This is a genomic window from Alicyclobacillus sp. SP_1, from assembly GCF_024706985.1.
GTDB lineage: Bacteria > Bacillota > Bacilli > Alicyclobacillales > Alicyclobacillaceae > Alicyclobacillus_I.
Window position 1 is genome coordinate 31,221 of the sequence record NZ_JAMCCX010000007.1, and the last position, 26,653, is coordinate 57,873.

Below are 26,653 nucleotides of genomic sequence, written 5' to 3' on the forward strand. Positions count from 1 at the left end.
TCACACGGAGGCGGGCGTTCGGCAGAGTCTCTGGTAGATAGCCTCGTACTCTGCGACTCTCCGCTCCACATTGAATTCCTCGGCGGCGAGCCGTCGTGCCGCCAGCGACACGCGGCGATACAGAGCTTCGTCGGTTAATAGGTGCACGGCATCCGCGGCCATTCCGTCGACATCACCGACAGGGCGCAACATGCCAGTCTCCCCCTGAACCACTACTTCCGGGATGCCTCCTGCGGTCGATCCGATGACAGGCACTCCGCAAGCCATGCTTTCCAGCGCCACGAGTCCAAAGCTCTCTTTTTCCGAAGGCAACAGCAACAGGTCTGCCCCGGCAAACAGCGAGGCGACCTCGTCTTGGCGACCGAGAAAGTGCACTGACTTTTCGAGTCCTGAGTCGACGACCTGCTTGCGTGCATTCGCGAGTTCTGGCCCTTCTCCGACCAACCAGAGACGACTTGGCATCTGCCGATGCACGCGTTGAAAGATTTGAATGACATCGTTAATGCGCTTCACGGGCCGGAAATTAGAGACGTGAAGCAGAACTTTTTCACCAGCGCTGGTCAGGCATGAACGAGCGGATGATCCGGCTTCTGGGTGAAACTGAGCGGGATCGACAAAATTGTAAACACAGTCAATCTCTCGAGTTGTGCCAAACAGTTCGCGCGTTTCGGCAATGAGATTTTTAGAGACAGCTGTGACGGCGTCGCTCTGTTCCATACCGAGGCGCATGACTTCTTTCAGGCTGCGGTCTTGTGCTAATATGGTCACATCGGTGCCGTGCAGAGTGGTGACAATTTTGACCGGTGGACTATTCGACTGACCGCGCAGCATTTCGCGGGCGAGGAAAGCACAGACAGCAAAAGGCAACGCGTAGTGGGCGTGCAGCACGTCCAACTCAAATTGCTGTACCACGTCCGCCATCTTTGCCGCCAAGGAAAAATCGTAAGGGGGCGTGCGAAGGACCGGGTAAGATACGGTGTCGACTTCATGAATAAATATATTTTGATTGAACTCTCCCAATCGAAACGGAACGTCCGACACGATGAAATGTACCTGATGACCACGTTTGGCGAGAGCTTTGCCTAGTTCTGTGGCGACTGCACCAGACCCCCCGACGGTCGGATAGCAACTAATGCCAATTTTCATCGAGATCCACCCTTCGGCGCTAAAACAGAATTTTTTCGAGTCCGTACACCATTCCCGAAAGAGACGGTACGGTGGCACAGGCTTCTAATAGGCCAGGCATAAAACTGTCTCGAGACAGGGAGTCGTGACGAATGGTGAGAATTTCCCCCAAGCCGCCGAAGAGCACTTCTTGATGAGCCACGAGTCCGGGTAGGCGGACACTGTGAATGGGTACGCCAGCACTCATCAGTCCGCGGGACGGTGGAGCTTGTCCGCTCCCTGAGGATGTCTTTGCACCAGCGGCTACCATGGCTTCGACAGTCCGCAGTGCCGTTCCCGATGGTGCATCCCGCTTTCCGTCATGGTGGAGTTCGATGACCTCGGCATGTGTGAAGAAACGTGCTGCTTCGCTGGCGAAACGCATCATTAAAAGCGCACCAACCGAAAAATTGGGACACGCAATGCCACCCACGCCATTCTCTCTGCAAAGAATGTCCCAGCGTTGAATGTCATCTGATGAATATCCGGTGGCACCCACTACGGGCGAGACGCGGTGGGCTATCGCGAGATCGACGTTGGCAACCACACTGTCCGCGTTGGTTAGGTCAAGGAAGACATCAAGGTTCGCATCGGTGAGCATGTCAAGTGGGTGTGTGAAGGCCGGTACATCGACCACCAACGCGGTCACCGGCTCTTCCCGATAAAGCAGGCCGGCCAACGTCAGTCGCGGGTCCGATTGGATGGCTTCGATGGCCGCGCGGCCCATTTTCCCCGCCGCACCCGCTACTCCAACGCGGACTGGCCGTGGATTGTTTGACAATCAAATACCCTCCTCTCCGTAACTTTGAAGATGTTCACTGCCAAGTGACGCCTGTTCATTGAGCGGATCCCACATCTTAGCCTCTGCATAACACCGCAGAGCTTCCTCGTATCGGCGCTTGGATAGCCAGTGTTTTGCATCTTCTACCAGCAGAGATGCGATGACCTCTTCTCGGTGCTGCCGGTAAAGGTCATTCTCAGGACAAAGCGTTGCCGCTCGTTCGGCCAAAGTCAAGGCCTCTTGCAACTGTCCATTGCGATGTAGAGTGACGGAAGCATGAAAGTAATAGTCTGGATTCGTTGGATTACAGGCAATCGCTTGCAAAAAAGCCTCCCGCGCTAAGTCAAAGTGTTGGTCGTAGAGATGAGCGTACCCTTTGCGCATAAAATAGTCCCCATCCATAGAACTCCCTCCTAGACCCAGTGTATGTCCCGAATCGGAGAGAGTTTGTACCGTTGCCTAGCCGACGTCTGGAATGGACATCAGCCTGTTTCGTCCGGACCAGAGATTTTTGTCCAACGACAGGCGTCTCGCGTTTCAAATTTGAGCATGACGTCGCGAAATGCATTGTCAAGACGGATATCGAGTCGATTCGCCATACAGGCGATAACAAACAGAAGGTCCCCCAGTTCGAGGGCAATATTACCCGGAGCCTCCTCTGGCTTTTTGGGCTTTTCACCGTATGTGTGATTGATTTCACGGGCCAATTCTCCAAGTTCTTCGGATAGCCTGACCACAAGTGTCATCGGCGAAAAGTAACCTTCCTCAAATTGACTTATGTACTCATGCACGCGCTGTTGCAATTCGTCTATCTCCACAGAACTCTCACCTGCCTCGCCGACTATCGTTCTTCATTATAGAGATACTCGGCCTCTGTGCAAAGACAGGTTGGCACCCAGACGAAGCCTATGTCACTTTCACCTACATATTTGTCCACCTCGCTCATAAACTTTACGGACAATCCTGGACATGTGGGCCAACAGGATGCTAAAGGAGTGGGAAGTGTTGAGTGTAGCTAGAAAACGTCAAGTGTCCACAGTACTTCTTGCCGCCGTTGCAATTATTTTCACACTGGCATTGTGTATTTATCCCAAACAGGGCTTCGAGGCGGGCATGTCTGGCTTGAAAGTGTTTTGGGACGTTGTCTTCCCTTCCTTGCTCCCTTTTTTTATTCTCTCCGAACTCTTGCTTGGGCTGGGCGTGGTGCGCGGTTTCGGAGTGCTCTTAGAACCCTTGATGCGTCCGCTTTTCAGCGTGCCAGGCGTCGGTGCGTTTGCCCTCTCTATGGGTCTTGCGGCTGGATATCCGATGGATGCAGTCATCACCGCGCGCTTTCGGGAGACCAAGCAATGTTCGCGCATCGAAGGGGAACGCCTTTTGGCTTTTACCAATACGGCGGATCCGCTCTTTATGTTCGGCGCTGTTGCGGTCGGGATGTTGAAATCCCCAGCGCTGGGAGCACTGATTGCAGTCGCCCACTATGTCTCAGCGTTTCTTGTCGGCATCACCTTCAAACTGTGGGGACGAAAGGAAGAGCGACAGGAGCGACTCCGACAGTTGCAGGACGGCGGAGCGGAAGGAAACGTGTCCAACGACCGACTGTCCCCCGAATCCCACGGTTCTCGACACCACATTGTCGTCCGTGCTTATCAAGCGATGATTGATGCGCGCGAAGAAGATGGAAGACCGTTTGGCAAGCTTTTAGGCAATGCCGTCACCGAGTCCATCGCAACTCTCTTTATGATTTGTGGTTTCATCGTTTTCTTTGCCGTGCTCATTCAAATTCTCCAACTGTCTGGTATCTTGGCTATCGCAGGAATACCGGTAGCGTTTATTTACCATTTTATCGGGGTCAAGACTTCCTTGGTTCATCCAACGTTGGCTGGTTTGCTCGAACTCGACATCGGATCCGCTCAAGCCGCTGCTGTTTCCGCTCCGTTGTTGCAAAAGGTTGCCGTGATTAGTGGCATCATCGCTTGGAGTGGTCTCGCCGTACACGCTCAAGTCGCGAGTGTGCTGACGCAAACAGACATTCGTATGAGGCCCTATTTTCTTGCGCGATTACTTCACGCTGTCCTCGCCGCTGTTTTGACCGTGGTTCTCTTTAAGTTGGGAATGGGTGCACCAGCTTGGAGCATGATTCGAGACGTAGCGCCTACCTTGGCGGCCTTTGCTGTCTCCCCCACCATGCCATCGTTTTTCGCGATTGCCGAGCATGGACTGGATTTGTGGCTGAGTTTTCTGGCTGCCTTAGTTGTTCTTTCCTTACTTATCTCGAGCATGCGGCAGCGCAGAAACCCGCCCTATGGCTCTGGTGGATTCGGTTCTTCTCGATAATCTTGACTTGAAGCCGTTCCCCGATAAAAAGTCCCCCGCCGGACAGTCGTCCACGGCGGGGGACTTTTTCATGGGAAGCCTTTCTGCTCGACACGGGTACCGCAATGGATGAAACTCGACCTGTGCATGGTCATCCGTGAAAGAGCGGGGGAAACCACTGATGGACAAAAAGTTGGTCGGCGAGCACAAACGCCGCAATCATCCAGGTGTAAATGGCGAAATAACGCATTCGGCTGTGCTTGAGGAGCCGAAAGGTGATACGGACGCCGATGTAGCCAGAGATGGCTGCCGCGATGGCACCGAGCCCCATTGCACCCCAAGGAAGATGGGCTGTTTTCAGCGGATCCTCCAATAAATCATCCAGCTTGACTAAGACGCCCCCGAGAATGGCGGGAATTGCGAGTAAAAATGAGAATCTGGCTGCGGCCTCACGGTCCATTCCCCGCCACAGTCCGCCGCCAATTGTCAATCCTGAGCGAGAAAGTGCCGGCAGGATGGCTGCTCCTTGTAAGGCTCCAATCCACAAGCTGTCACGCACGCTTAACGTGTCCTCATCCTTTTTACCGTGCGATTGGGAGTCCATCCACCAGAGAATACAACCCGTTATGACGAACTCCAATCCGACGGTAGCTCCAGAGTGAAATAGGTCTTCAAACCATTCTTCAAACAGAGCTCCAACCACGGCGGTCGGCAACAGTGCGAGAGCAACTACCCAGGTCAACCGGGACTTCGGGTGGCGATACCACCACAACAGCTCCCGCCGCATTGCGTAGATGACGGCTGCCAATGTACCCACATGAAGCAATAGGATGAATAACGTTCCCGATGCAACCGCACCTAACTTCCAGATGTGTGCCATGATGACCAAATGCCCCGAAGAAGACACTGGCAAAAATTCGGTAGCCCCTTGCACGATGCCAAGTAAGATGGCTTGCAGTGCGGTCATTCGAAACCCCTCTCCTTTGGTCCATGTTCAGATAGGGGCCTTTTCGTAGGTTTGAACGGTCGGGCGATCCGTCCAAATCGAGCAGTCGCCTCCTTCTGAACGGACAAGCATGTATTCGCTAGATGTATATGAGACAACCCGGTATTCTCGAACCAACAACGCAACGCGAAATCGTCGTGTCAAGCATGAATTGTCCAACCTTTCATACACATGAAATGAATAGGAGGGACAGCTTGCGATGTCATCTTTTTGGCGAAGCCTGCAAGTTGCCTGTGTTTACGTAGGGACGGTCGTCGGAGCTGGTTTTGCATCGGGACGAGAAATTGACCAATTTTTTGCTCGGTTTGGCGTTCCGGCATATGCCATGATTTGCTTTACGACACTTCTGTTAGCCTTTTTCGGTTACCGGATGTTGCGATTTGGACGTATTTTGCAAGCTACGTCATTTCGCGATGCCACATCCCAGATGTTTGGCAAATACGGGTCAATTTTGGTGGATATTCTCTATTTGTTCATGATGTATGGACTGACGGTGGCCATGTTGGCAGGGTCTGGTGAACTGTTCTCCGAGCGTTTTGGGGCACCTTATTTTATGGGGGTCATCGCAGTTGCAGCCGTGACATTTTTAACGGTTCGGCGCGGCATCAACGGATTGTTGAGAGCCAACGTGGTCATAGTTCCAACCATGATTCTATTCGTGCTCTATGCGGGGGTGGTGACGCTTCGTCACCATTCGTGGTCAGACGCTTGGCAATCGGCTCTGCGGATACCGCCACATTCCTTTCTGTCATCCGTCCTGTCCGGTGTACTTTATGCTGGTCTCAACGTGGGCCTTTCGATTGGCGTGCTCGTTCCACTTGGAACGGTGGCTAAATCCACTCGGGAATTACAATTAGGAGCGCTGTTTGGCGCGACGGCACTCGGGTTGATGTTGTCGGTTGTGACCTTTATACTCTTCGCTTACGGACCAGCGGCCTTGCTGCATGCACTACCTATGGCTTATATTGCTACACGAATTGGACCTTGGTTTCAAATTGCATTTCCACTGGTGCTGTTGGCTGAGATTTATTCAACACTCGTTAGCAACTTGTATGCCATTTCATCGCTTGTGAAAAGAGAGCAGGGGCGGCGCGATATGGTGCTTCTCGCGTGCCTCGTGACGGCGGGGGTATTATCCAGCGTGGGATTTCGTTCGGTGGTTGCGTATGGATACACTGCGTTTGGTGTCGCGTCACTACTTTTTCTTGGAGCTTTGCTGCTACCACAGCGGCCTAACTCTTCAGATTGACCTTGACCCCTCACTTTTGGCCATACTATGATGGAGTCGGCTTGGGCAAATCGGAGGCGGTCCATTGTGTGGCAGAAGATGCAGGAGTACGGGCTGATTATCGTGGGGGGATTTGTGTATTCGCTGGGACTTAACTTGTTCCTCGTAGCCAATCACCTCGCGGAAGGTGGATTTATAGGCATCTCTGTCTTGTTGTTGTACAAATTGAACATCCCTATCAGTATTTCGTTTCTCGTTCTTAACATCCCTCTGCTTCTATTGGCTTGGCGTCAATTTGGTCATCAATTTGTGTGGAAGACGACGCTCGGCGTGGTCTCGGTGTCTTTGTTTACTGAATTGACGAGTCATTTGACAGTGGTGACTCACGACAAACTTTTGGCAGCTCTTTACGCAGGTGTCATCACCGGTATTGGCTTGGGACTCATATTCCGGGTTGGAGGCACAACGGGCGGCGCCGACATCATCGCTCGCATGATGCGTCAATATCGGGGCATCGCCATGGGCAAAACGATGTTCGCCATCGATGTACTGGTCATTGTTTTGGTTGGATGGCTGGTGGGATATGTAATTGCGATGTATTCTTTGGTCGCTTTATTTGTTTCTAGCCGAGTGATTGATTTTGTGATTGAAGGACTTTCCCGAAGCAAAGCCTTGCATGTCATTTCTTCGGAGTATGAACAAATCATTGACGCCATCCACGAACACCTGGGTCGTGGAACTACGCTACTGCAGGCTCAGGGTGGCTATACTGGACAAATTCGTCCGGTCGTGTATTGTGTCGTGTCGCGCGATGAGGTACTTCGAGTGCAAAGGATTGTCGCCAACATCGACCCAACGGCATTCGTCATCGTCAATGATGTTCACGAAGTTCTGGGAGAAGGATTCTCCTACGATTCTCCACCGATAAAACATCCGGTCGAATAGGCATGGCATGGTCAGAACGCAGAATACAGAGATAGGGTCGCACGAACCGGCAAGAAGAGCCATGCGAAAACGCGTTGCCCCCCTTTGACTGGGTTGCAACGCGTCAATTTTGTGATGGGTGAGAATACATTCAGTTGGCGGTGGCTAGGGCCTGTGTCTGGTCAAATTCAATCAAGGCACGGCTTGCATCGATGAACGCCTGCCTGTCGCCTCCATCGAGCGCTTCATCGACGGCCTGCATCAGTTCCTCACGGCGGAAGTTCCGCAGCGACAAGTCAATCATCCACTCAGCTTGCAACGAGATAAGTTCCTTGACAGCGGGCTCCAATTCTGCAGAAGTTGTTTCTTCTAAGACCGAAGCATATTCTGCACTGGTGGCGCGCTCCTTGAAAAACAGACCCACGTACACGTCTTCATCGGGATGTTGATATAAATCGAGAAAAGCCTGTTCTACGTCCGTACTGACGGGCTTGTTTCTCCTATAATAGCGGAAGGGAGCGACTTGTACACACGTTGTAGAGACAACCATCACCCGTGGCAAATGGCGGAAATTATCCACAAAGTGAACTCGCCTCAAAACATTCTCGCGCGTCATCATGTACCGGACCAGCATCTCGGCTTCACGACTCTGCAACTGGTAATTCGCGAGAAACCAACGGAGAAAATGCTTTTTCTCAGCGACTGTAACGGTCGTGGCCATAGCCGACTCCTCCTTCAAAAGCGGTGCATCAGATAGGTGTCGCTAACGATTAATGAGAATTGTTTGTGTATTTTATTCGAGAGCGCCGTCCGGTTTTCCTGCTATTTTCGCCAAAGACCTGCCTAATTTTCACGAAATTATTGGGTCTCTGCTGGCGAAGTTTCAATGTCACTCCTCTCTTCTGTCGCGGTACTGCCGTATAACCTCGCCCAGTATTTCAGCATACTTTCCACGTTCCCCGGCAACGCATTATTCGAGAAACTGGCGAGTTGGTCCATCCACCGAAGAAGGTCGTGTCCCTGCTCAAGAGATTCGCGGACACGGTTCTCTGTCATGCGAAAGGTGGATAGGCTTCCGGATTCCTTTAGTTCTGTAAATCGTCCAAGTTCGACCATGAAGGGATGATTTGCCGCAGTGACTAAAATTTCGAAGTTTGGCTGCACCAGCAGAATTCGGTCACCTCGCTCTGTATCGTCAGCGAGTGCCGCATCCCCTAGTAGCAATTGTAGACCGAGTTTGCTGATTTGAAACCACTGTGCCGCGTAGTCATTCGAACTTTTCTCGGCCACTCGGAGTACGCCCAGATGACGCAGCATTTTGACAATCCGTCGCTCCCAGACATCTTCCACCGTGTCGTAATGAAACGACTGCACATACGGTCGAAGAGCATCGAGAACCGTATCGGACGCTACCCAAGTCTCCGCGACATCGATGAGTACTTTGACAATCAGTGGCAGTCTCGGGAGGGGTCGTCGATACACACGTATATAGAACTGAAAGATACGCCTCTGTCTCTCTTTAGGTGGAATGGACTCCCACGCATCGGCAGCGGAAGTGGTACATAACTTACCGCCGTTTTCTTCGACAATCAGTCCATGGTGATAAGCAAAGTCGTAGATTAAAGCTAGCCGGTCCGGATAATCGTGAAATCGGCGCCCGTAGCCAAAGCGCCATGTCTCTTCCGGCAGGTCCTCGGCAATTTCAAACAACTCCAAGAGCTTGAGAACACTTCTCTTATACATCGATCCGGTCGTGGTCAGGAGCACTTCATGGTTTCGAACGTACGCCAAAAAGACCGATAGGTCGCGAATGATACATAGTTCTTCTTCATGAAATACGGGTGGGTCGTCTTCTCGATAGCTTAGTTTTGACCGAAGAAAGTCAACAATCGCGTGACGCATCGGCATTTGTAACTCCGACGGAATGGCAAAGAAAGTCTCTCCGAAGCGTCCACAGACCGGATATATCCACCCTTCAGACAACACTTCTTGAAATGCGACGTCTCGAAAGCCTTGCACTTGAAATAGTGCGTAAACTTCTTCGGACGGAAACTTAATATTGGGACTGAACGCGATGCGCATCCAAGCCGGGTGTTCCCACTGTTTGGACTCACGCAGTTTCGTTTCGACAAACGTCGGCGATTGGAATGCATACAGAATGGCTTGAATCAATTCGTGCTTCGAATAGAGCGGGCAATGTAGCTGATGCCGTCTGGCAATTGCCTGTAAGATGCGGACATCGGCATTGACCACACAATCGGCAATGCGCATCGTGCATACCTCCTAAGGATGTCTGATGACTGTATTCAGTTCGTCCGCCTCGTCTAGCACATGGTATGGGTACCCCTGCTCCACAAGGAACCGTTGTCTATGCAATGCCATGTCGGTTTCGATGGAGGGGTGAGAAACCAACGTGAAAAAATGCGCCTTTCTCTCGCATGGGCGCAAAATTCTTCCTAATCGCTGCGCCTCTTCTTGTCGCGACGAAAAGAGCCCTGAAAGTTGGACGAGCAATGAAGCAGACGGTAGATCGATGGCGGTGTTGCCCACCCGGGAGAGAATCAGCGTTTGGATGTTGCCGGAGCGAAATTCGTCGTAAAGTCTCGAGCGCTCTGTGGCTTTGGTACTGCCGGAAATCATCGGGCAACCGAGCATGCTGGCCGCCATCCGCAAAGAGTCTACGTATTGTCCGAGGATCAGCGTTGGGTCCCTGGGAAAGTGTTGAAGCAGGCGTTTTAACACGGCGAGCTTTCTGGGATTTTTCGCGGCAAGTGGATGTTTTTGACGAAGTGGCGCGGCTTCGTATTCGCTCTGCTCCACTCGATTCCATGAAACTCGGACTTCAAAGCAACGCACCGGAGACAGGAAACCGTTACGTTCCAGATGTCTCCAAGGAATTGAGTAACACTTTGGGCCGATTAAGCTGTAGACATCCCTTTCTCTCCCGTCCTCTCGAACTAGGGTTGCTGTCAGTCCCAACCGGCGAGACGAGCAGAGCAAGGCTGCTAAACGAAACAACGGAGCGGGTAATTGGTGGACTTCGTCATATATGACAAGCCCCCACTCTTTCTGAAGTAGATTTTCCAGATGCCGAAACGTTTCGTCTTGCGTACGTTTGCTGCAAATCGTGGAGTATGTGACCAAAGTGATGGGAGAGAGATTTTTTGTCTCTCCGTAGACTCCGATGGTCTCCGGAGCAAGCGTAGTATCGTCGTGCAAGGTCTTCTTCCATTGGCGTGCACACTCTCGATTTGGAACGACAATCAGCGTGGTTGTAGAGATGGACAGAAGAACTCCCACTCCCACTAAAGTCTTTCCGGATCCGCACGGTAAGACGATGAGATTTCCTGGCTCCGGAGAGTTCAGGAAAGCATCGATTGCCTCCTGTTGGTAAGGCCTTAGTGCGGCGTGGGCCTTCCACCGTCCGCAAAGAGCAGATCTCGGGACTTCGACCGTTGTCCGGTCTTGTACCGGTATGTTGTTGTGGAAAAACTCCTGTTTGATTTGCGAGATGAAGGTTCGCTCGATGTACACCGATTGGTTGTGCCACTGTGCCACTCGTCCGTACTTTTGAATGAGGTCTTTCGCAGCCGCAGACCACGTACCAGAGACACGGACCAATCCCTGAGGAGCGCTGTCTAATGTCAACTGTCCATACGCGGACATCGTGTCCCAAATCCGTTTTTGCATAGCATGCGGCATCGGCGCGGACAAGACGTTTTTGAGTTGCTGCAATACGTCATTGGCCGTTTTGCCAAGGGCGGCGGACTGCCACAGCGACTCGTCACGCAGTTCAAATTCGAGAACTTGGTCGGATACGCGCACCAATTCAGCAATATCTGTAAGAACAGAAGGGATGTCAGCGGCCTTGTCACCGTCTGTCGTTACGAGTAGTGTTCGGTCTCCACGCGCGTACACTACTGGAAACAAGGGTCTCCTCCTTTGTGAACGAGATCGATTTATTTTCCAGTATGGTCGAGCGCCGTATCGCTATACGTTGAAATGTGGGAAATGTTCGCAGAACACAAGTTTATGGCCATTTAGTCCGTTACTTTTCTAAAACCGAACGCGAGGACCACAGGACTACGATGACCATCTATAAAAAAGAGCCCGCTCATCGCGGGCCAAGCGTAGTTGCTAGGAGTGGAGAGAAATCAGAACAATCACCCTTCGAAATGTAGAATAACCTGTAATGGAAGCGCTGTCAATGGGGATTTTGCGCACCAGAAGTTATTCCGGGTCTGCCACCGCTTTTAACAGAGTGGAGAAGGTCGGAAATGAAATATCCACAGCGGACCAGTGTGCGATTTCCACAGAATGGCGAGCTATCAGTGCGGCCACCGCGAAGCTCATTGCGATTCGATGGTCGTGATAACTGTCGACCCGTCCTCCACCGATCATCCCGTTGCCATGTATGATGAGTCCATCGGGTTGTTCTAATGCGTCAACACCCAATTGCTGTAATCCATGGACTATGGCCGTAATTCGGTCTGTTTCTTTGACGCGCAGCTCCTGTGCTCCGCGAACTGTCGTCGTGCCATGAGCGGCAGCTGCCGCGACAGACAAAATTGGAATCTCGTCGACCAATGACGGTATTTCTTCTGCCTCGATGTTGGTGCCGGAAAGGCTAGAAGAACGGACCCGGATGTCACCAATGCGCTCTCCTGCAATTTCGCGTACATTTTTCAGTTGGATATCGGCGCCCATTCGTTGCAACACGCTTAATGCTCCCGTACGCGTCTCGTTCAATCCAACTCCCACGATGGTGAGGTCACTGCCAGGAACAATGGCGGCAGCAACAAGAAGAAACGCTGCTGAGGAGACGTCTCCAGGTACGTGCACGCTGGTTCCCTGGAGAGTCTGTCCCCCCCGAACGGCAATGTGACGTTCGCAATTCTCCTCGTAGATGTTTACTTTCGCTTGAAATCCATCGAGTAAACGTTCGGTATGGTCGCGGGTTAAAATGGGCTCAACGACGACCGTATGGCCCGTTTGAGTCGATAAGCCAGCCAGTAGAATGGCAGACTTCACTTGCGCACTTGCGACCGGCAGTCGATAAGTCATGCTCTCGAGGTCGCTTCGAGTGACCGTGATGGGGGCACATCCATTGCTTCGTTGATGAATGCTTGCGCCCATAGCTGACAAAGGTTGGACCACGCGGCGCATGGGTCGGCTACGGAGGGATGGATCGCCCGTAAAGACTGCGTATGGTACTCGTCCTGCAATAGCGCCGAGGAATAAACGCATGGTCGTTCCCGAATTGCCGCAATCGAGCACATCCGACGGTTCTGTAACCTGTCCGCCACACCCGTCGATGTGCAACACGTCAGGCTCGACTTCAATCTGAGCTCCAAGCAGCTTGGCGATTGCGATGGACGAACGACAGTCCGCTGCGTCAAGCCAACCTTCTACGGTCGTTCTGCCCTCTGCGAGCATTCCGAGAAGAATCGCGCGGTGTGTGATGGACTTGTCGCCAGGTACACGAACCGTACCCGATATCTGACGGGCGCGCGAGACAGAAACAATGTCCGACTCGGAGTGGTGTAAGATCATCTCAGTGCTCTCCTTCCCACTCTTGGCGAGTGTTTTTCGCTTCTTTCAGAAGCTCCACAAGTGCGCCTCTGTCTCTGTTTGCAAGGGCCACCTGAAATCGACCCATCTGACGCGTAATCGCACACAGGGCATCTGATGTATGTGAAGCATTTTCGAGCAAGGTGTCCGCCCAAAATTCAATAGGAGAGGCGGCCAACCGAGTCAAATCTCGAAAAGCTGGTCCTGTCACGCTGTGAAGTTTGGCCTGTCCCGAACCACGATATGAGTTCTCTGCCTCTTTGACCATCGACCCGTACATATTCATAAGCGCCAGAGAGGTCACGTGAATGGAGTGGGAGACCACACTCATGGCACGGTCGTGCTCTTCGGCGGATGGCATCGAAAATAACTCTGCCCCGGTCTCTTCAAGGAGAGGTCTCCAAGCGTGAATGGCTGGCCACGATTCTATATAGAGAAAATGAGTTCCTTCGTATAGCTTCGGATGTGCTGCCAATGGCCCTTCCTGCGCCAGCCCGGCCATTGGGTGTGCTGGTAAAAATGTCTCGAACAGACCAAGATGCGATGCAGTTTGGCAGACCGACGTCTTGACCGAACAGATGTCCATCATCCAAGTGGATATCTTCTGCACGCGTTCTAAAATCTCACAGGCAGCAGTGACAGGGGTGGCTAGCACCGCGTAGTCAAACTTCTGCAAGTTCTGCTCCGTTTCGGATAGCGCCTCGAGGGATGCGTAGACATCGTCGAAGGCACCACAAGAAAGTAGAGCCTGGCGGTGGCCTTGGCAGGGTTCCACTCCGGTCAATCGTACATGGAGAGTCGTACTTTCTTTCCACCGAAGGGCCAGAGAGGTTCCCATCAAGCCGCAGCCCACCACCAGAATGCGGATGATGTTGCCACTCATCGGCTGGCAATCACTTCCGGATGTATGCTCCGCATGGCGTCGGCCAGCAGTTCTACTTCTTTGACCATCGATTCGAATTTCTCCAATGTCAGTGATTGTGCTCCATCAGACAGAGCTTCTTCCGGTTTTGGATGCACTTCGACAATGACACCGTGAGCACCCGCCGCAATCGCCGCACGACTCATAGCCGTCACGTAGCGCCATTTGCCGACGCCATGGGACGGATCGACAATAATTGGCAAGTGAGAAAGGTGCCGAATGACTGGAACGGCATTCAAGTCGAGCGTATTTCGTGTGTATGTCTCAAATGTGCGAATACCTCGTTCGCAAAGAATGACATTACGGTTGCCCTCTGCCAAGATGTACTCTGCTGACATCAGCCATTCTTCCATCGTGTTGCTGAAACCACGCTTCAACAGCACAGGAGTTTCGGTTTTTCCAACAGCGCGCAGCAAAGGATAGTTTTGCATGTTGCGGGCACCAATTTGCAAAATGTCTACATACGATACCATCAGGTTTACGGTGTCTGGCTCCATCACTTCGCTGACAATGGGCAGACCCGTCTCCTCACGCGCCATGGCCATGTACTTTAAACCTTCTTCACCAAGCCCTTGAAACGAGTACGGGGACGATCTCGGTTTAAACGCACCACCGCGCAACACTTGGCCGCCTGCTTTCTTGACGCGACGAGCGATGTCGATGATGCCTTCTTTCGACTCGACTGAGCACGGGCCAGCCATGATGACTGGATTGTCAGTTCCAATTTCCAAATCACCTACGCGAACCACAGTATCTAAGGGATGAAAATCACGAGAAGCTAATTTGAATGGATTGCTGACCGTCACTACTTTTTCTACACTAGGCATAGACTCCACCGCCAATTCCCGGACGCGATCTTTAGACCCGATTACGCCGATAATAGTCTTTTCTACTCCTGCCGAAACGTGAACACCCAGACCTTTGTTTTCCAAAAGTTTTCGAACAACCTCAATCTCTTCCTCCGTTGCGCCGGACTTCATCACCACGATCATTCGTCATCCCTCTTTCTCCTGTAAGTGAATTTTGTCCCCTACAACGGCCTGCGACAGTTCCTTGCAAAAGTCCTCGACCCGTGACACCGTGGAGGCGGATGGGCTCTCGGTGCTCTCTTCCACTCGGCGGACCAATGCGCTGCCGACAATGACTCCATCGGCAAAGGTGGAGACGTAGCGAGCTTGTTCCACACTAGACACTCCGAACCCAACCGCTACTGGCAAGGAGGTGAATTGTCGTACCGTACGCACGGAATCCTGAACTCGTGCGGACATTTGAGCCCGTTCTCCAGTGACCCCTAAAGACGAGACACAGTAGACGAAACCACGTGCTTGCTTAGCAATCGCTTCGATGCGTTCTGCTCCAGAGGTCGGCGTGACTAAAGGAATCAGTGCCACGTTGGCTGCATCCGCGTAGGCTCTGACCGGAGAACTTTCTTCGTAGGGCAAGTCGGGAACAATCACCCCGTCTGCGCCAGCCGACGCAGCATCTCGGAAAAATTTGTCGTAGCCGTATTGCAGGAGTGGGTTGACGTACGTAAAGAGAATGAGAGCTTTGTTCGTTTCTTTTCGCAGAGCGGCTGTTAGTTCAAATGCCCGAGGAAGCGTAAAACCGTGACTCAAACTGCGCAGCGCTGCGGCTTGAATGACCGGGCCGTCCGCAAGCGGATCGGAATAAGGGATGCCAATTTCTATCACATCGGCGCCAGCACGGAGCAGGGCGCGAAAGAGTTGCAGAGAGTCCTCGAAGGTCGGGTCTCCTGCTGTTAAAAATGGAATGAGTGCAGACTGTCCGACGCGGCTCTGAAAAGACTGTTCAATTCTCTCCATGAGGCGCCTCCTCCATGGTAGCAATCTGTTCGACATCTTTGTCGCCTCGACCGGACAGACAAATGACTACAATCTCGTCTGGCGTCATGTGCGGTGCTTCTTTGACCACTTGAGCTACGGCATGAGCGCTTTCCAAAGCGGGAATGATACCCTCCAACTTGGACAGAAGGTAAAAAGCGTCGAGTGCCTCACGGTCCGTCACTGGAACGTAACGGGCGCGGCCCATGTCGTGCAACCAGGCATGTTCTGGGCCAATCCCTGGATAGTCTAGTCCCGCAGAGATGCTGTGAGCAGGTGTGACCTGACCGAACTCATCCTGGAGCAAGTAGGTTAGCGAGCCATGGAGAATACCAGGCCGACCGCGATGAATGGAGGCAGCATGTTCTGTCGTGTCTACGCCTCGACCTGCCGCTTCACACGCCACGAGCGCCACTTCCTCATCTTCCAAGAAGGGGTAGAACATGCCCATCGCATTGCTGCCACCGCCGACGCAGGCATAAATCCGGTCGGGAAGTCGACCTTCTAACTCAAGTATGGCGTCTTTCGTCTCATCGCCGATGACCCGCTGGAAATCTCGGACAATGCGCGGATACGGGTGTGGCCCCACGACGGACCCGATGATGTAATACGTATCCTCCACGTGTTCCACCCAATGGCGAATGGCTTCGTTTGTGGCGTCTTTGAGTGTTCGCGTCCCGGACACTGCGGGTACGACTTCGGCTCCCAACATCCGCATACGAAATACGTTCAACGCTTGACGGCGCATGTCCTCCTCACCCATGAATACGGTGCAGGAAAGCCCAAATTTCGCAGCCACAGTAGCGGAAGCTACGCCGTGTTGTCCAGCACCCGTCTCCGCAATAATTCGTTTCTTCCCAGTATGAATAGCGAGCAGTGCCTGTCCAATTGTGTTGTTGATCTTATGCGCACCTGTATGGTTTAAATCTTCGCGCTTTAGATAAATTCGTGGACCACCCAGTTCGCGCGTCAATCGGTCCGCATAGTAGAGTCCGGAAGGGCGGCCAGCGAAAGTTTTCAAGTGGTAGTTGAGTTCCCGCTGAAAGTTTGCGTCACTCATCAGGCGGTCATAGTCGCGTTCTAGTTGATGGAGCGCGGACATCAGGGTTTCTGGAACATAGCGTCCGCCGTACGCTCCGAATCGTCCATGCTGATCTGGGAAAATCCTATCACTTTGGACCGACATCACTTGTCACCGCCTTTATCAGTTGGTCAATTCGCTCATTGGACTTTCGTCCATTTTTCTCAACACCGGACGAAACGTCAATTCCGATGGGCCGAAAGATGTTCAGTAACTGGTGCGCGTTTTCTGGTCGAATCCCGCCCGCAACCCAGATATTTGGGCTCGCCGGAGTGGTTTTTATCTGCGGTAGGATGTTCCAATCAAAGACTTCACCGTTCCCGCCCGTCAGAGATGGCTGCAGTTCGAATTGCCGTGGTGAGGAAGGCATCGCGTCCAGTAAAACAGCCTCCACATGGCCAGAATAGGCAGCAATTTGAGCATTGACATCCTCAACCGACGTAAAGTTCTTGACAGAAACAGACTTCCACAGTCGCAATCCTTGTTGACGGAGATATGAACAATCCGCTATCGATTCCTTCCCGTGAAGCTGCACGATATCAAAGTGTGCCATTTCGCGCTCTGCTAAAATAGTCTCCGGCGATTCATCGACATAGACTGCCACGGTTTGTACGGTATCGCGGACATCATCGACCATCGACCTCATCGCTTCACGCGAAACGCATCGACGACTGGCAGGGACACGAATGAATCCGATATGGGTTACCGCAGGATGTTCCGTAAAAGACAGGTCGTCCCCCGGTTGTAAGCCGCAAATCTTCAGTTGAATCGTTGATTTCATGACCTATCGGCCATCCGTAGACGAGGCACACGTAACGTCTCGAGCATTCCCGCTAGTCCTTCTTCGCCTTGTAACATCAGTGTTTCCCCTACCAGCAATCCTTGCGCTCCGGCATTCGCCATGCGCCGGGCGTCTTCGCGGCTGCGAATTCCACTCTCGGAAATAACCGGGATTCCTGTGGGAATCAGCGGCATTAACCGCTCAGTTGTCTCTAGAGAGACCTCAAATGTGTGCAGATTGCGGTGATTGATGCCAAGAACGTCCGGATTCACAGTCAAGGCAGAGTCTAATTCCTCCTCTTCATGGACTTCAACCAATACATCCAGACCGAGATGCTTCGCATACTCGCTCAATTCCACGAGGCGATTGCTTGGCAGGGCTGCCACAATTAACAGAATTGCATCGGCTCCGGCTTCGTACGCCTCGTCAATTTGCACTTCGTCGACAATAAAATCCTTTCGCAAAATAGGTAGAGAGACGGCACCGCGAACCGATACCAAATCGTCTATGGAGCCTTGAAAATAGGTTCTATCCGTCAGTACTGACACGGCTGCAGCGCCAGCCTCAGCGTACTGTGCAGCACGTTCTCTGGGAACGACCTTTAACGCAATGGCACCTTTTGACGGACTCGCTTTCTTCACTTCCGCAATAATTTGCAGATGGTCACCTCGAGTTACTGCCTGAGAAAACCGATGTTCCGGCCGTGGAAACGCCCTTGTTTGTGTGACTCGGTGCGATTTTAAGGAGGCGACTTCGGCCTCTTTTGTCTGCAAAATGCGTTCCAAAAACGTATTCAATGACTCACCGCCTCGGAGAAGTCTGTCTGACGGGACGCTCGAACCAATTGCTTGAGTGTCGTTTGTGCCCGACCGCAATCGATGGTATCGGCAGCTAAACATACTCCCTCGCGAATGGACGATGCGCGACCTCCTACGTAGAGGGCGGCACCTGCATTGAACAGTACAGCGTCACGAGTAGGTCCGCGCTGCTCTCCGGACAGAATGGCCTCGACGATGGACGCATTTTCCACTGCTGTTCCGCCCGCCAACGTACTGACCGGAGCCGCGTTCAATCCGACATCGGATGGAGAGATTTCGTAAAGCTGTACAGTTCCATGTTTTAATTCTGCCACATAAGTTGGGCCCGACAAAGAAAATTCGTCCAAACCGTCTTGACCGTGCACGACTAGTGCATGCTCGCTCTGCAACTGCCGAAGGGCTTCCGCGACAATCGGTACGAGCCGCTCGGCATATACGCCAAGCACCTGTCTCTTAACTCCTGCGGGATTTGTCAAGGGACCAAGGACATTAAAAATGGTTCGAAATCCCAGTTGTTTTCTAGGACCCGCCGCATATTTCATGGCTGGATGGTAATTGCGGGCAAAGAGGAAACAAATTCCGCAAGACTCTAAGCAGGCTCTCGCGGACGCTGGTTGAGAATCCACTTGTACGCCAAGCGCCTCAAGGACGTCTGCACTGCCACTTTTGCTCGTCGCTGCACGATTACCGTGTTTGGCAATCGGTACACCGGCCGCAGCAGCCACGATAGCCGCAGCCGTCGATATATTAAAGGTGTTCAAACCATCTCCACCAGTTCCACATGTGTCGACTGCGCCTAGGTCTGCTTGTACAGTAATACCGTGCGAGCGCATGGCACTTGCGAAGCCGGCGATTTCGTCCGGTGTCTCGCCGCGCACCGCAATCGCAGCCAATACCCCGGCTGTCTGAACTTCCGACACGCCACCACTCATCAGTTCTAAGGTAAAGGCTTCAGCGAGTTCGAACGTCAACGTTTTTCCGGACCCTACGGTTTGTAACACTGTTTCAATCGTGCTCATAAACTCCGCTCCACTCCTCTCATCTTTTCTCCGGCCACAACCCGTCGGAGGACTTTGCTGTTAAGGCATGTCAGAAGTCGAACTGAGATACAAAAAAATCCACTAGTTAGGAAGGCAACCTAACGCGTGGACGTATCCCAATCGGAAGCTTTGCAACTTCCGCTCTGATGTCAAATGGTTCACCAATACATCAGGTCTCGTCTCCGCTCGCCTCAACTAACTCTCTGCTCTACTACACCGGACATCGTGCTACGGACGTCCCGGGCGGTACACGCGAAATTTAGACACTCACTGTTTCTAACGGATCATACGCAAATCCACGGTATTCGTCAACCGTTTCCTGAGATTTTACGCTGGCCTCCGGATGTTTGTGAGCTCTATCCTCAGCTCAACCGCTGGATTTCACTAAATCTGGACGTAGATGGACGGCGTCTCGAAGATAGATGTGGTGGAGCTCAGATTGCTCTTTGTCGGTGTTAATGTGGAGCAACAGGCGAATGCACTTCGGCTGGCTTCCGTCAATGTTAAGTTCCGTCGCGCACATGAGCGGTACCCACTGCCAACCTGGGCGAGAGCGAACAGCTTTGGCTGGAAATGCCGCCGTTAAATCCGGCGTCATCGTAAACAAAATGCTGGCAACGTCGTCCACATCCAGTTCATTTTCGCGAATAATCGTGTCCATCAGCTCTCTGGTTGCAAAGGAAATGGCTGATTCCGTATTTTCTTCCACCGATGTCGCCCCTCGAAGACCACGAACTTTCATTCTCTCTGCTCCCTCTCTCTGATATGAACGAGGCCACTCAAGCATCGTTCATGTCCGTCCACGCGCGTTTGACGAGCGCCTCAGGGACGTCATGAAATATTTCCGCTCTGCCGATGCCCGTGGGTAACGCGAATGTCCAACCGCTGGTCGTGTTCTTCTTGTCCATCTCCAGTTTGCTCCGCAAATCTTCATACGTTACGGACTTTGCCCGAATTGGCAACCCATGTCGTGTCAAGACATCCTGAATGGCATCTCTGTCTGCCGGACTGAGCACGCCCATCAGCACCGCGAGATGAGCTTCAACGGCGAGCCCAATCGCAACCGCCTCTCCGTGAGACCATCGATAATGACTCCAAGATTCAACCGCATGACCAAGATTGTGGCCAATGTTGAGCAGCATCCTCGGTCCCTGTTCGTGTTCGTCCTCTGAGACCACCTTCACCTTGACGCGCATCGCCCGTGTCAGCAAATCCTCCGTCCGCTCTGGTCCAGGGTATTCTGAATACGGCACATAACCCAATTCTTGGAACAGAGATTCGTCTCCAAGAATCGCATGCTTGATGACTTCCGCCATTCCGGATTTCCATTCCCGGACTGGTAACGTTGCGAGTGTCTCGGGGTCCATAAGGATGGCCCAGGGAGCGTAAAAAGAGCCGACTAAATTTTTCCCCACCGCTAAATTGACGCCAACTTTTCCACCAATTGCACTATCATGCGCCAACAGAGTGGTCGGAACTTGAACGTATCGAATTCCTCGCAGGTACGTGGAGGCGACAAAGCCAGCCAAGTCCCCCACGACTCCTCCGCCCACAGCCAATATCACCGTATTTCTGCGAACTCTGCGAGTGGCCAATTGACTGTAGAGAAATTCCGCCATGGCTAGCGACTTGGAGGCTTCTCCAGAGGGTACCGAGATGGTGTCCACGAATAAAGACGCAGCCTCGAGCGACTTAACCATTCGCTGAACGTGGCCCGCTCTGTCGACATGGTCGTCGGTAATCACGAGAAACATCGGCGAGGACAGACCCTCCGACTGTAAAATGTCTGCGGTTCTCTGCAACAGCCCCTGTTCCACCAACACAGGATACGTTCTGAGTTGGGACTCCACCCATAAGCGAGTCATCGCTTTGCCACCTGGTTCATATAAGACTGATAGTTTGTTCTAATTTCCGCCATGGAATCGCCGCCAAATTTCTCTAAAAATGCCTCGGCAATGACCCATGCCACCACATTTTCACCGACGACCGAAGCGGCAGGCACGGCACAGTGATCTGATCTCTCGATGCTGGCTAACTGAACTTCCTTCGTGACCATGTCCACACTCGGCAGCGGATTGTACAAAGTTGAGATGGGCTTCATCGCGACTCGCACTAGAATGTCTTCGCCATTGCTCATGCCGCCCTCAATTCCGCCAGCTCCATTCGTCGGTCGCGAATATTTCCCGTGCTCATATAGAATGGCATCGTGAACCTCCGACCCAAATTTCCGGGCCGCTTCAAATCCATCGCCTATTTCCACGCCTTTCATAGCTTGAACACTCATCAACGCACCCGCCAAACGACCATCCAGCTTGCGATCCGGTTGTACATGGGACCCGAGCCCCACAGGACATCCGCGCACCACAACGGTGTACACACCGCCGACGGTGTCTCCGCGCTCTTTGGCTTCGTCTACTTTTGCAATCATTTGCGCCTCTGCTACAGCATCGGCCGTACGCATCACAGAGGTTGCTGTAGCTTCGGTCAGTTTGCTCCAATCGCTCGTGTCCACGGTCGCCTGTACTCCACCGATTTCCGTCACAAACGCAGTCACGTCAATAGAAAAGGCGGCGAGCAGTTGGCGGGCGAGGGCTCCGATAGCAACCATCGTAGCTGTATTTCGCGCGCTCGCACGTTCGAGCACGTTGCGCAGATCGACGTGTTCGTATTTTAGTCCGCCCGCTAAATCTGCGTGTCCAGGGCGAGGGCGATTCACCTCGCGGAGATTTTCCGGAGCAGCATCCCACACTGCCATCTTCTCGGTCCAATTTTTAAAGTCACGATTGGCGACATGCATCGTAATGGGAGAACCTAGCGTGTACCCAAACCGGACGCCGCTGGTAATTTCTACGGTGTCCGTTTCAATTTGCATGCGCCGCCCCCGACCATAACCGAGTTGCCGACGCCGCAACTGTTCATCGATAGCCGGCTTGCTGAGTTGCAGTCCGCTCGGCATTCCATCGACTATGACGGTCAATTCTGGACCATGACTTTCTCCAGCAGACAAATAACGCAGCATCGGCAACCCCTCCGTTGTCTTATTGATACGCCTTGGCGGCAGCAATGACCAAGTCTTTGACAGCTTGCACATCGTTGATGTTGACGACCGTGGAAATGCCGCCGACGTAACGCGCTGGATAGGAAATGGAGCCTACCAGCACTCCGGATTGCGACAAATGATAAGCCCCCGAATCCGACTTTCCATTTGGCCAAACCTCGTACTGGACGTTTATCTTCATTTCATCCGCAGCCTTTCGCAACAGGTCTTTCATCGCGAGCGGAATGACAATCGTTCCATCGAGAATTTTAATGGCGGGCCCTTGGCCAAGCGATAGTTCCATACGAGTTGCTTTCGGCATATCGCCTGCAGGAGCAGCATCAATCACAAAGACGACGTCCGGTTCAAGCGCGAACGCAGCAGTTTTTGCGCCGCGGGCCCCCACCGTAGACTGGGCCGCCAATACGAGCGAGACACGCCGACCTTCACCGGCCAACGCGCGAAATGCTTCGATGGCTGCAGCACAGCCAGCGCGATTGTCCAGCGCGCGTCCCGCAAGGCAATCGCCTTCGAGTTCAACGACCGGTTCCAGGGCAACGCCGCACGTGCCAATTGGAGTAAGGGCATTCGCCTCGGCGGCAGTTTGACAACCGAGATCGACATAAAGGTGGTCGTAGGTCACATTTTCCGCACGCACTTCCGATTCCACACCAACAATACCGATAGAGCCGCCCGTAAACTGCACATGGCGGCCAATCAAACGGCCAGGCTGCAGGTCGCCGACGGACAGAATGCGCAGATAGCCGTTGTCCTCGACGTGAATCACCATGACTCCCGGCTCGTCGATGTGCGCCGAGATAGCTACGTGCGGTCCATGACCTGCTTTCTTGACGATGCCATTTCCGAGCACGTCGATGTGCGTCTCATCGGCGATGTCTTCCAAGGACCGAAGAAGGTCTGGCAATGCGTTGCGTTCATATCCGGAGGGGATGATTTGACTGGCGAGTTGTCGAATAAATTCTTTCATGCGTTCCATCGTCCTTCCTGAATTTCCGTAATGGCAGCACAGACGAGTTGCAAAGAGGCTTGATAGTCGTCGAGAGAAATAATTTGTGCGGGAGCGTGAATGTAGCGAACGGGCACGGAAATGGCTCCGCCGACAATTCCTTCGCGAACTTTGTGAATCGCGCCAAAATCGTTCGATCCGCCCTTCACTCGCCTCAACTGCCATGGGATATTGTGCTTTTCGGCGGTGGCGATTAAAAATTCCAGAAACCGTGCGTCTGCGAGGGTCTGGCCGTCTTGCACGGTGAGTGCCGGGCCTTTTCCAAGGACGGTCGACTGTCCATGGGAAGGCGCATCCACGACGTCGAAACAGACCGTGCCCTCAACGGCAATGGCAATATCCGGGTTGATGCGATAAGCAGCTGCCGTCGCTCCACGCAGTCCGATTTCTTCTTGAACAGTGAAAACGCCAGTTACGGGAATTTGCCACTGCCGCTCCATGGCTTCTGCAACGATTGAGCAACCGACGCGGTCGTCAAAAGACTTTGCCTTTGCGGCACGCTCGCCAATTTCCGCGTACTCCGTGGCAAAGACAGCCACGTCGCCGAGTTGAATGTGCGCCAGTGCCTCGTCTTTTGACTGAGCTCCGATGTCGATATAGAGCTGATCCATACGAAGTGGCTTTTTGCGCTCTTCCATGGTTTGGAGGTGAATCGGTTTTGACCCGATGACTCCATACCGTTTTTCGGACCCGATGCGCACTGGTTTTGACACGAGCACTCGTGGGTCAATGCCTCCGAGAGGGCGAAAGCGCAGCAATCCGTTGTCCTCGGCATGGACAATCATCATACCCACTTCATCCATATGCGCATCCAGCATGACCCGCGGGCCAGTTTTGTCCGAATGCTTTTCTGCAAACAAATTGCCGAGGACATCGGTGTACATGTGGTCGACTTTGTCTGAAAGTTGCTCACGGAGAAGATTCCGCACTTCGTCTTCAAATCCAGATGGACCCATTGCTTCCGTTAATTGTTTTAATAGCATGACAGTTCCTCCACGGACGCCTGATTGATACTCGCCACGTATCCGGCCAACAGTCGACCGCAGTCGACGATGTCGTTGTAACTTCCCGTTTCAACGGATGTGTGCATGTAGCGGATTGCAATCCCTACCAATCCTGAAGCGATGCCTGATTGAGTAATTTGGAATGCACGTGCATCTGTCCCTGTTGGACCCTGTGAGAGTTCCAATTGGTACGGGATGCGCAATTGAGTCGCCGTCGCTTGCAGACCCTTAAAGACTTTCGGATGAATGTTGGGTCCAAAACAGACTGCGGGCCCCTTGCCTATTTTGTAACTTTCGTCTGGCGCCTGCCCTGGCATATCCGCAAAAGTGACATCGATTGCAATCGCGATATCCGGACGGAGTCCATAAGCGGCAGTCTGTGCTCCACGCACACCCACTTCTTCTTGAACCGTTGCAACGGCTAAGACATCAGCTGAATGGTGATAGCTTTTGAGCGCTTTGAGACATTCGAGGATGACTGCGACGCTGGTGCGGTTATCGAGCGCCTTGCCGCTAATTCGGTCATTTAACAAATCCATCGTCTGTCGATAGAGCGTGACGCGAGACCCTACATCCACCAGTTTTCGAACGCGATCCTCCGGCATGGCGACATCGATGAACAAATCCGTCAAGGGTGCGGCTTGGCTTCGCTCCTCCGGTGTTGTCAGGTGGGGAGGTTTGGACCCGACGATACCGTGAAGCTGCTCGTGCCCATGCACGATGACTTCTTGGCCAACGAGTGTCCGCGCATCAAATCCACCCGACTGCCATACTCGTAAAAACCCGCCTTTATCCACTTTGGTCACAACTAATGCAATCTCGTCCATATGCGCTGACAACATAACTCTCGGGCGCACTCCGGCTCCTTCCCCACTCACCGTTGCGATCACGTTGCCGAGGGTATCTCGCTGAACATCCGGGGTATATGTACGAAATGCACTTTCTGCGATGCCGGCGATGTCCTGCTCAAAACCAGGTCCACCGTGTCCCTGCAACATTGATTTTAAGGTTTCTAAATGGTTTTCCACGGTTGCGACACTCACTCCTCTCTACTTCATTCCTCTACTGTAGCATTGCCGCAGAAGAATTCGCAATTGACTAAGTTACAGTCCGTCTGATGACCGCCAAGCATTTCCCACAGTTCCAACATCTCCGGTCGAAGTGGTGACTCTACGCAGACCGGATGTTGCTCGATTGGAGTCGAAAAGGAGAGACGAAACGCATGCAACTGTTGGCCATTCGCCATGTGCGCGTAAGTCGCTGCATCGCGTGGGGCGTTGCCATAGAGTTGGTACGTGTAGTCTGTGTCTCCGATGAGTGGCAATCCCACACTTGCGAGGTGAATGCGAATTTGATGCGTTCTGCCCGTTTCTAGTGACAATTGAACAACGGCTGCACGGGCCGTTCGAGCCAGTACTCGGTAGTGCGTGACCGCTGTCTGCCCGCCAGTTTCAACAAGCACGCGACGCGAGGGCTTCGATTCGTCCCCGGCAATGGACGACTGAATGGTCTGCCAAGTTCCGTCGGTTCCACGCGTATCTGGCGCGTAGCAAAGCGCCAGATACTCGCGGTGAAGAGCATGTCTGCGGACCAATCGGTCGTACAAATGGTGCACATACGCATGTTTGGCGAACAGCAGTAGTCCCGAGGTGTCGCGGTCCAACCGATGGATACAGTGTGGCACGAGGCCATCAGGCTCCAAGTAAGCTCGGACTCCCGCCAATAAGGAGCCTCGTCGTTCCCGTGCTGTGGGGTGCGTCAGAACGCCTGGAGGCTTGTTGACCATGACAACACCAGAATCTTCATAACAGACCTCCAGATTCATGGACTCTGGGGCAATATCGCTTGTCTCTTCGGGGAGTAGGACCGTGAGAACATCCCCGTGCGTGACCCGTCTGTACAGTCGGTCAACAAGCACCCCGTTTCGAAGAACACCATCGGTTTGTTTGAGCGTCCGAATCATTCTTTGCGACATTTTTAGATGAGAGCGCAAAATGTGTTCCACTGTGCCTCCATCAAGATTATCTGGGACCGTAAATTCCAAGGTGAAAATATGCATGCGCCACCTTTGATATAGAGGAGTCGACATCCTTTGCGGCACGGCTAAGCTTC

General features: G+C 52.9%; 26 protein-coding genes. 3 read left to right on the forward strand and 23 right to left on the reverse strand.

Annotated features, from left to right (window positions below; genetic code table 11):
- The 4 genes from bshA to M4I36_RS00235 all read right to left on the reverse strand — a co-directional run bounded on the left by bshA (nucleotide 1) and on the right by M4I36_RS00235 (nucleotide 2,763).
- Complete coding sequence (gene bshA, locus M4I36_RS00220) at nucleotides 1-1,146, reverse strand: N-acetyl-alpha-D-glucosaminyl L-malate synthase BshA (protein ID WP_258109586.1); 1,146 nt, start codon at nucleotides 1,144-1,146, stop codon at nucleotides 1-3.
- A 19-nt stretch (nucleotides 1,147-1,165) separates the two neighbouring features.
- Nucleotides 1,166-1,945: a 4-hydroxy-tetrahydrodipicolinate reductase gene (dapB, locus tag M4I36_RS00225; RefSeq protein WP_258109588.1), complete on the reverse strand. Its 780-nt coding sequence runs from the start codon at nucleotides 1,943-1,945 to the stop codon at nucleotides 1,166-1,168.
- Entirely contained in the window at nucleotides 1,946-2,347 is a 402-nt protein-coding gene (locus M4I36_RS00230; protein ID WP_258109589.1) for a tetratricopeptide repeat protein, read from the reverse strand.
- A gap of 80 nt (nucleotides 2,348-2,427) precedes the next feature.
- Entirely contained in the window at nucleotides 2,428-2,763 is a 336-nt protein-coding gene (locus M4I36_RS00235) for a nucleotide pyrophosphohydrolase (protein WP_258109590.1), read from the reverse strand.
- A gap of 187 nt (nucleotides 2,764-2,950) precedes the next feature.
- Between M4I36_RS00235 and ylbJ the strand changes: the two genes are divergently transcribed.
- Nucleotides 2,951-4,282: a sporulation integral membrane protein YlbJ gene (gene ylbJ / locus M4I36_RS00240; RefSeq protein WP_258109591.1), complete on the forward strand. Its 1,332-nt coding sequence runs from the start codon at nucleotides 2,951-2,953 to the stop codon at nucleotides 4,280-4,282.
- A 130-nt stretch (nucleotides 4,283-4,412) separates the two neighbouring features.
- Here the strand turns inward: ylbJ and M4I36_RS00245 are convergent, their stop codons facing one another.
- Nucleotides 4,413-5,228 (reverse strand): undecaprenyl-diphosphate phosphatase, encoded by an 816-nt coding sequence (locus tag M4I36_RS00245; RefSeq protein WP_258109592.1) that lies wholly within the window; start codon nucleotides 5,226-5,228, stop codon nucleotides 4,413-4,415.
- Between the two features lie 238 nt (nucleotides 5,229-5,466).
- Between M4I36_RS00245 and M4I36_RS00250 the strand changes: the two genes are divergently transcribed.
- Both M4I36_RS00250 and M4I36_RS00255 read left to right on the forward strand, forming a co-directional pair.
- Nucleotides 5,467-6,516, forward strand: a complete 1,050-nt coding sequence (locus M4I36_RS00250) for a YkvI family membrane protein (protein ID WP_258109593.1) — start codon at nucleotides 5,467-5,469, stop codon at nucleotides 6,514-6,516.
- A gap of 66 nt (nucleotides 6,517-6,582) precedes the next feature.
- On the forward strand, nucleotides 6,583-7,440 hold the full coding sequence (locus tag M4I36_RS00255; protein WP_258109594.1) for a YitT family protein: 858 nt from the start codon (nucleotides 6,583-6,585) through the stop codon (nucleotides 7,438-7,440).
- 130 nt (nucleotides 7,441-7,570) lie between these two features.
- On the opposite strand, the gene M4I36_RS00260 is transcribed toward M4I36_RS00255, so the two are convergent.
- The 18 genes from M4I36_RS00260 to M4I36_RS00345 form a co-directional block, all read right to left on the reverse strand.
- Nucleotides 7,571-8,140, reverse strand: coding sequence for a YpiB family protein (locus M4I36_RS00260; RefSeq protein WP_258109595.1), 570 nt, complete (start codon nucleotides 8,138-8,140; stop codon nucleotides 7,571-7,573).
- A 137-nt stretch (nucleotides 8,141-8,277) separates the two neighbouring features.
- A complete protein-coding gene (locus M4I36_RS00265) occupies nucleotides 8,278-9,690 on the reverse strand; it encodes a helicase-associated domain-containing protein (protein WP_258109596.1) in 1,413 nt (470 codons plus the stop codon).
- Nucleotides 9,691-9,702: 12 nt separating this feature from the next.
- Nucleotides 9,703-11,349, reverse strand: coding sequence for a DEAD/DEAH box helicase family protein (locus tag M4I36_RS00270; RefSeq protein ID WP_258109597.1), 1,647 nt, complete (start codon nucleotides 11,347-11,349; stop codon nucleotides 9,703-9,705).
- Between the two features lie 300 nt (nucleotides 11,350-11,649).
- On the reverse strand, nucleotides 11,650-12,972 hold the full coding sequence (aroA, locus tag M4I36_RS00275) for a 3-phosphoshikimate 1-carboxyvinyltransferase (protein ID WP_258109598.1): 1,323 nt from the start codon (nucleotides 12,970-12,972) through the stop codon (nucleotides 11,650-11,652).
- Nucleotide 12,973: 1 nt separating this feature from the next.
- On the reverse strand, nucleotides 12,974-13,873 hold the full coding sequence (locus M4I36_RS00280; RefSeq protein WP_258109599.1) for a prephenate dehydrogenase: 900 nt from the start codon (nucleotides 13,871-13,873) through the stop codon (nucleotides 12,974-12,976).
- The gene (gene aroF, locus M4I36_RS00285) at nucleotides 13,870-14,904 is read right to left on the reverse strand and encodes a 3-deoxy-7-phosphoheptulonate synthase (protein WP_258109600.1); all 1,035 of its coding nucleotides are present in this window, start codon (nucleotides 14,902-14,904) and stop codon (nucleotides 13,870-13,872) included. The genes M4I36_RS00280 and aroF overlap by 4 nt, the downstream gene beginning before the upstream one ends.
- A 3-nt stretch (nucleotides 14,905-14,907) precedes the next feature.
- Nucleotides 14,908-15,735, reverse strand: coding sequence for a tryptophan synthase subunit alpha (gene trpA / locus M4I36_RS00290; protein WP_258109601.1), 828 nt, complete (start codon nucleotides 15,733-15,735; stop codon nucleotides 14,908-14,910).
- On the reverse strand, nucleotides 15,722-16,939 hold the full coding sequence (gene trpB, locus M4I36_RS00295) for a tryptophan synthase subunit beta (protein WP_258109602.1): 1,218 nt from the start codon (nucleotides 16,937-16,939) through the stop codon (nucleotides 15,722-15,724). Before trpB ends, trpA begins: the two co-directional genes overlap by 14 nt.
- Nucleotides 16,923-17,615, reverse strand: coding sequence for a phosphoribosylanthranilate isomerase (locus M4I36_RS00300; protein WP_258109603.1), 693 nt, complete (start codon nucleotides 17,613-17,615; stop codon nucleotides 16,923-16,925). The genes trpB and M4I36_RS00300 overlap by 17 nt, the downstream gene beginning before the upstream one ends.
- Nucleotides 17,612-18,412 (reverse strand): indole-3-glycerol phosphate synthase TrpC, encoded by an 801-nt coding sequence (trpC, locus tag M4I36_RS00305; protein WP_258109604.1) that lies wholly within the window; start codon nucleotides 18,410-18,412, stop codon nucleotides 17,612-17,614. Before trpC ends, M4I36_RS00300 begins: the two co-directional genes overlap by 4 nt.
- Nucleotides 18,409-19,452, reverse strand: coding sequence for an anthranilate phosphoribosyltransferase (trpD, locus tag M4I36_RS00310; RefSeq protein ID WP_258109606.1), 1,044 nt, complete (start codon nucleotides 19,450-19,452; stop codon nucleotides 18,409-18,411). The genes trpC and trpD overlap by 4 nt, the downstream gene beginning before the upstream one ends.
- A 388-nt stretch (nucleotides 19,453-19,840) precedes the next feature.
- On the reverse strand, nucleotides 19,841-20,215 hold the full coding sequence (aroH, locus tag M4I36_RS00315) for a chorismate mutase (protein WP_258109607.1): 375 nt from the start codon (nucleotides 20,213-20,215) through the stop codon (nucleotides 19,841-19,843).
- 37 nt (nucleotides 20,216-20,252) lie between these two features.
- Nucleotides 20,253-21,338, reverse strand: a complete 1,086-nt coding sequence (gene aroB / locus M4I36_RS00320) for a 3-dehydroquinate synthase (protein ID WP_258109608.1) — start codon at nucleotides 21,336-21,338, stop codon at nucleotides 20,253-20,255.
- The gene (aroC, locus tag M4I36_RS00325; RefSeq protein ID WP_308660920.1) at nucleotides 21,335-22,492 is read right to left on the reverse strand and encodes a chorismate synthase; all 1,158 of its coding nucleotides are present in this window, start codon (nucleotides 22,490-22,492) and stop codon (nucleotides 21,335-21,337) included. The genes aroB and aroC overlap by 4 nt, the downstream gene beginning before the upstream one ends.
- 19 nt (nucleotides 22,493-22,511) lie before the next feature.
- Entirely contained in the window at nucleotides 22,512-23,498 is a 987-nt protein-coding gene (locus tag M4I36_RS00330; protein ID WP_258109609.1) for a M42 family metallopeptidase, read from the reverse strand.
- On the reverse strand, nucleotides 23,495-24,520 hold the full coding sequence (locus tag M4I36_RS00335) for a M42 family metallopeptidase (RefSeq protein ID WP_258109610.1): 1,026 nt from the start codon (nucleotides 24,518-24,520) through the stop codon (nucleotides 23,495-23,497). The genes M4I36_RS00330 and M4I36_RS00335 overlap by 4 nt, the downstream gene beginning before the upstream one ends.
- Nucleotides 24,511-25,584, reverse strand: a complete 1,074-nt coding sequence (locus tag M4I36_RS00340) for a M42 family metallopeptidase (RefSeq protein ID WP_258109611.1) — start codon at nucleotides 25,582-25,584, stop codon at nucleotides 24,511-24,513. The genes M4I36_RS00335 and M4I36_RS00340 overlap by 10 nt, the downstream gene beginning before the upstream one ends.
- Before the next feature lie 11 nt (nucleotides 25,585-25,595).
- A complete protein-coding gene (locus M4I36_RS00345; protein ID WP_258109612.1) occupies nucleotides 25,596-26,546 on the reverse strand; it encodes an RluA family pseudouridine synthase in 951 nt (316 codons plus the stop codon).
- Nucleotides 26,547-26,653: the final 107 nt, after the last annotated feature.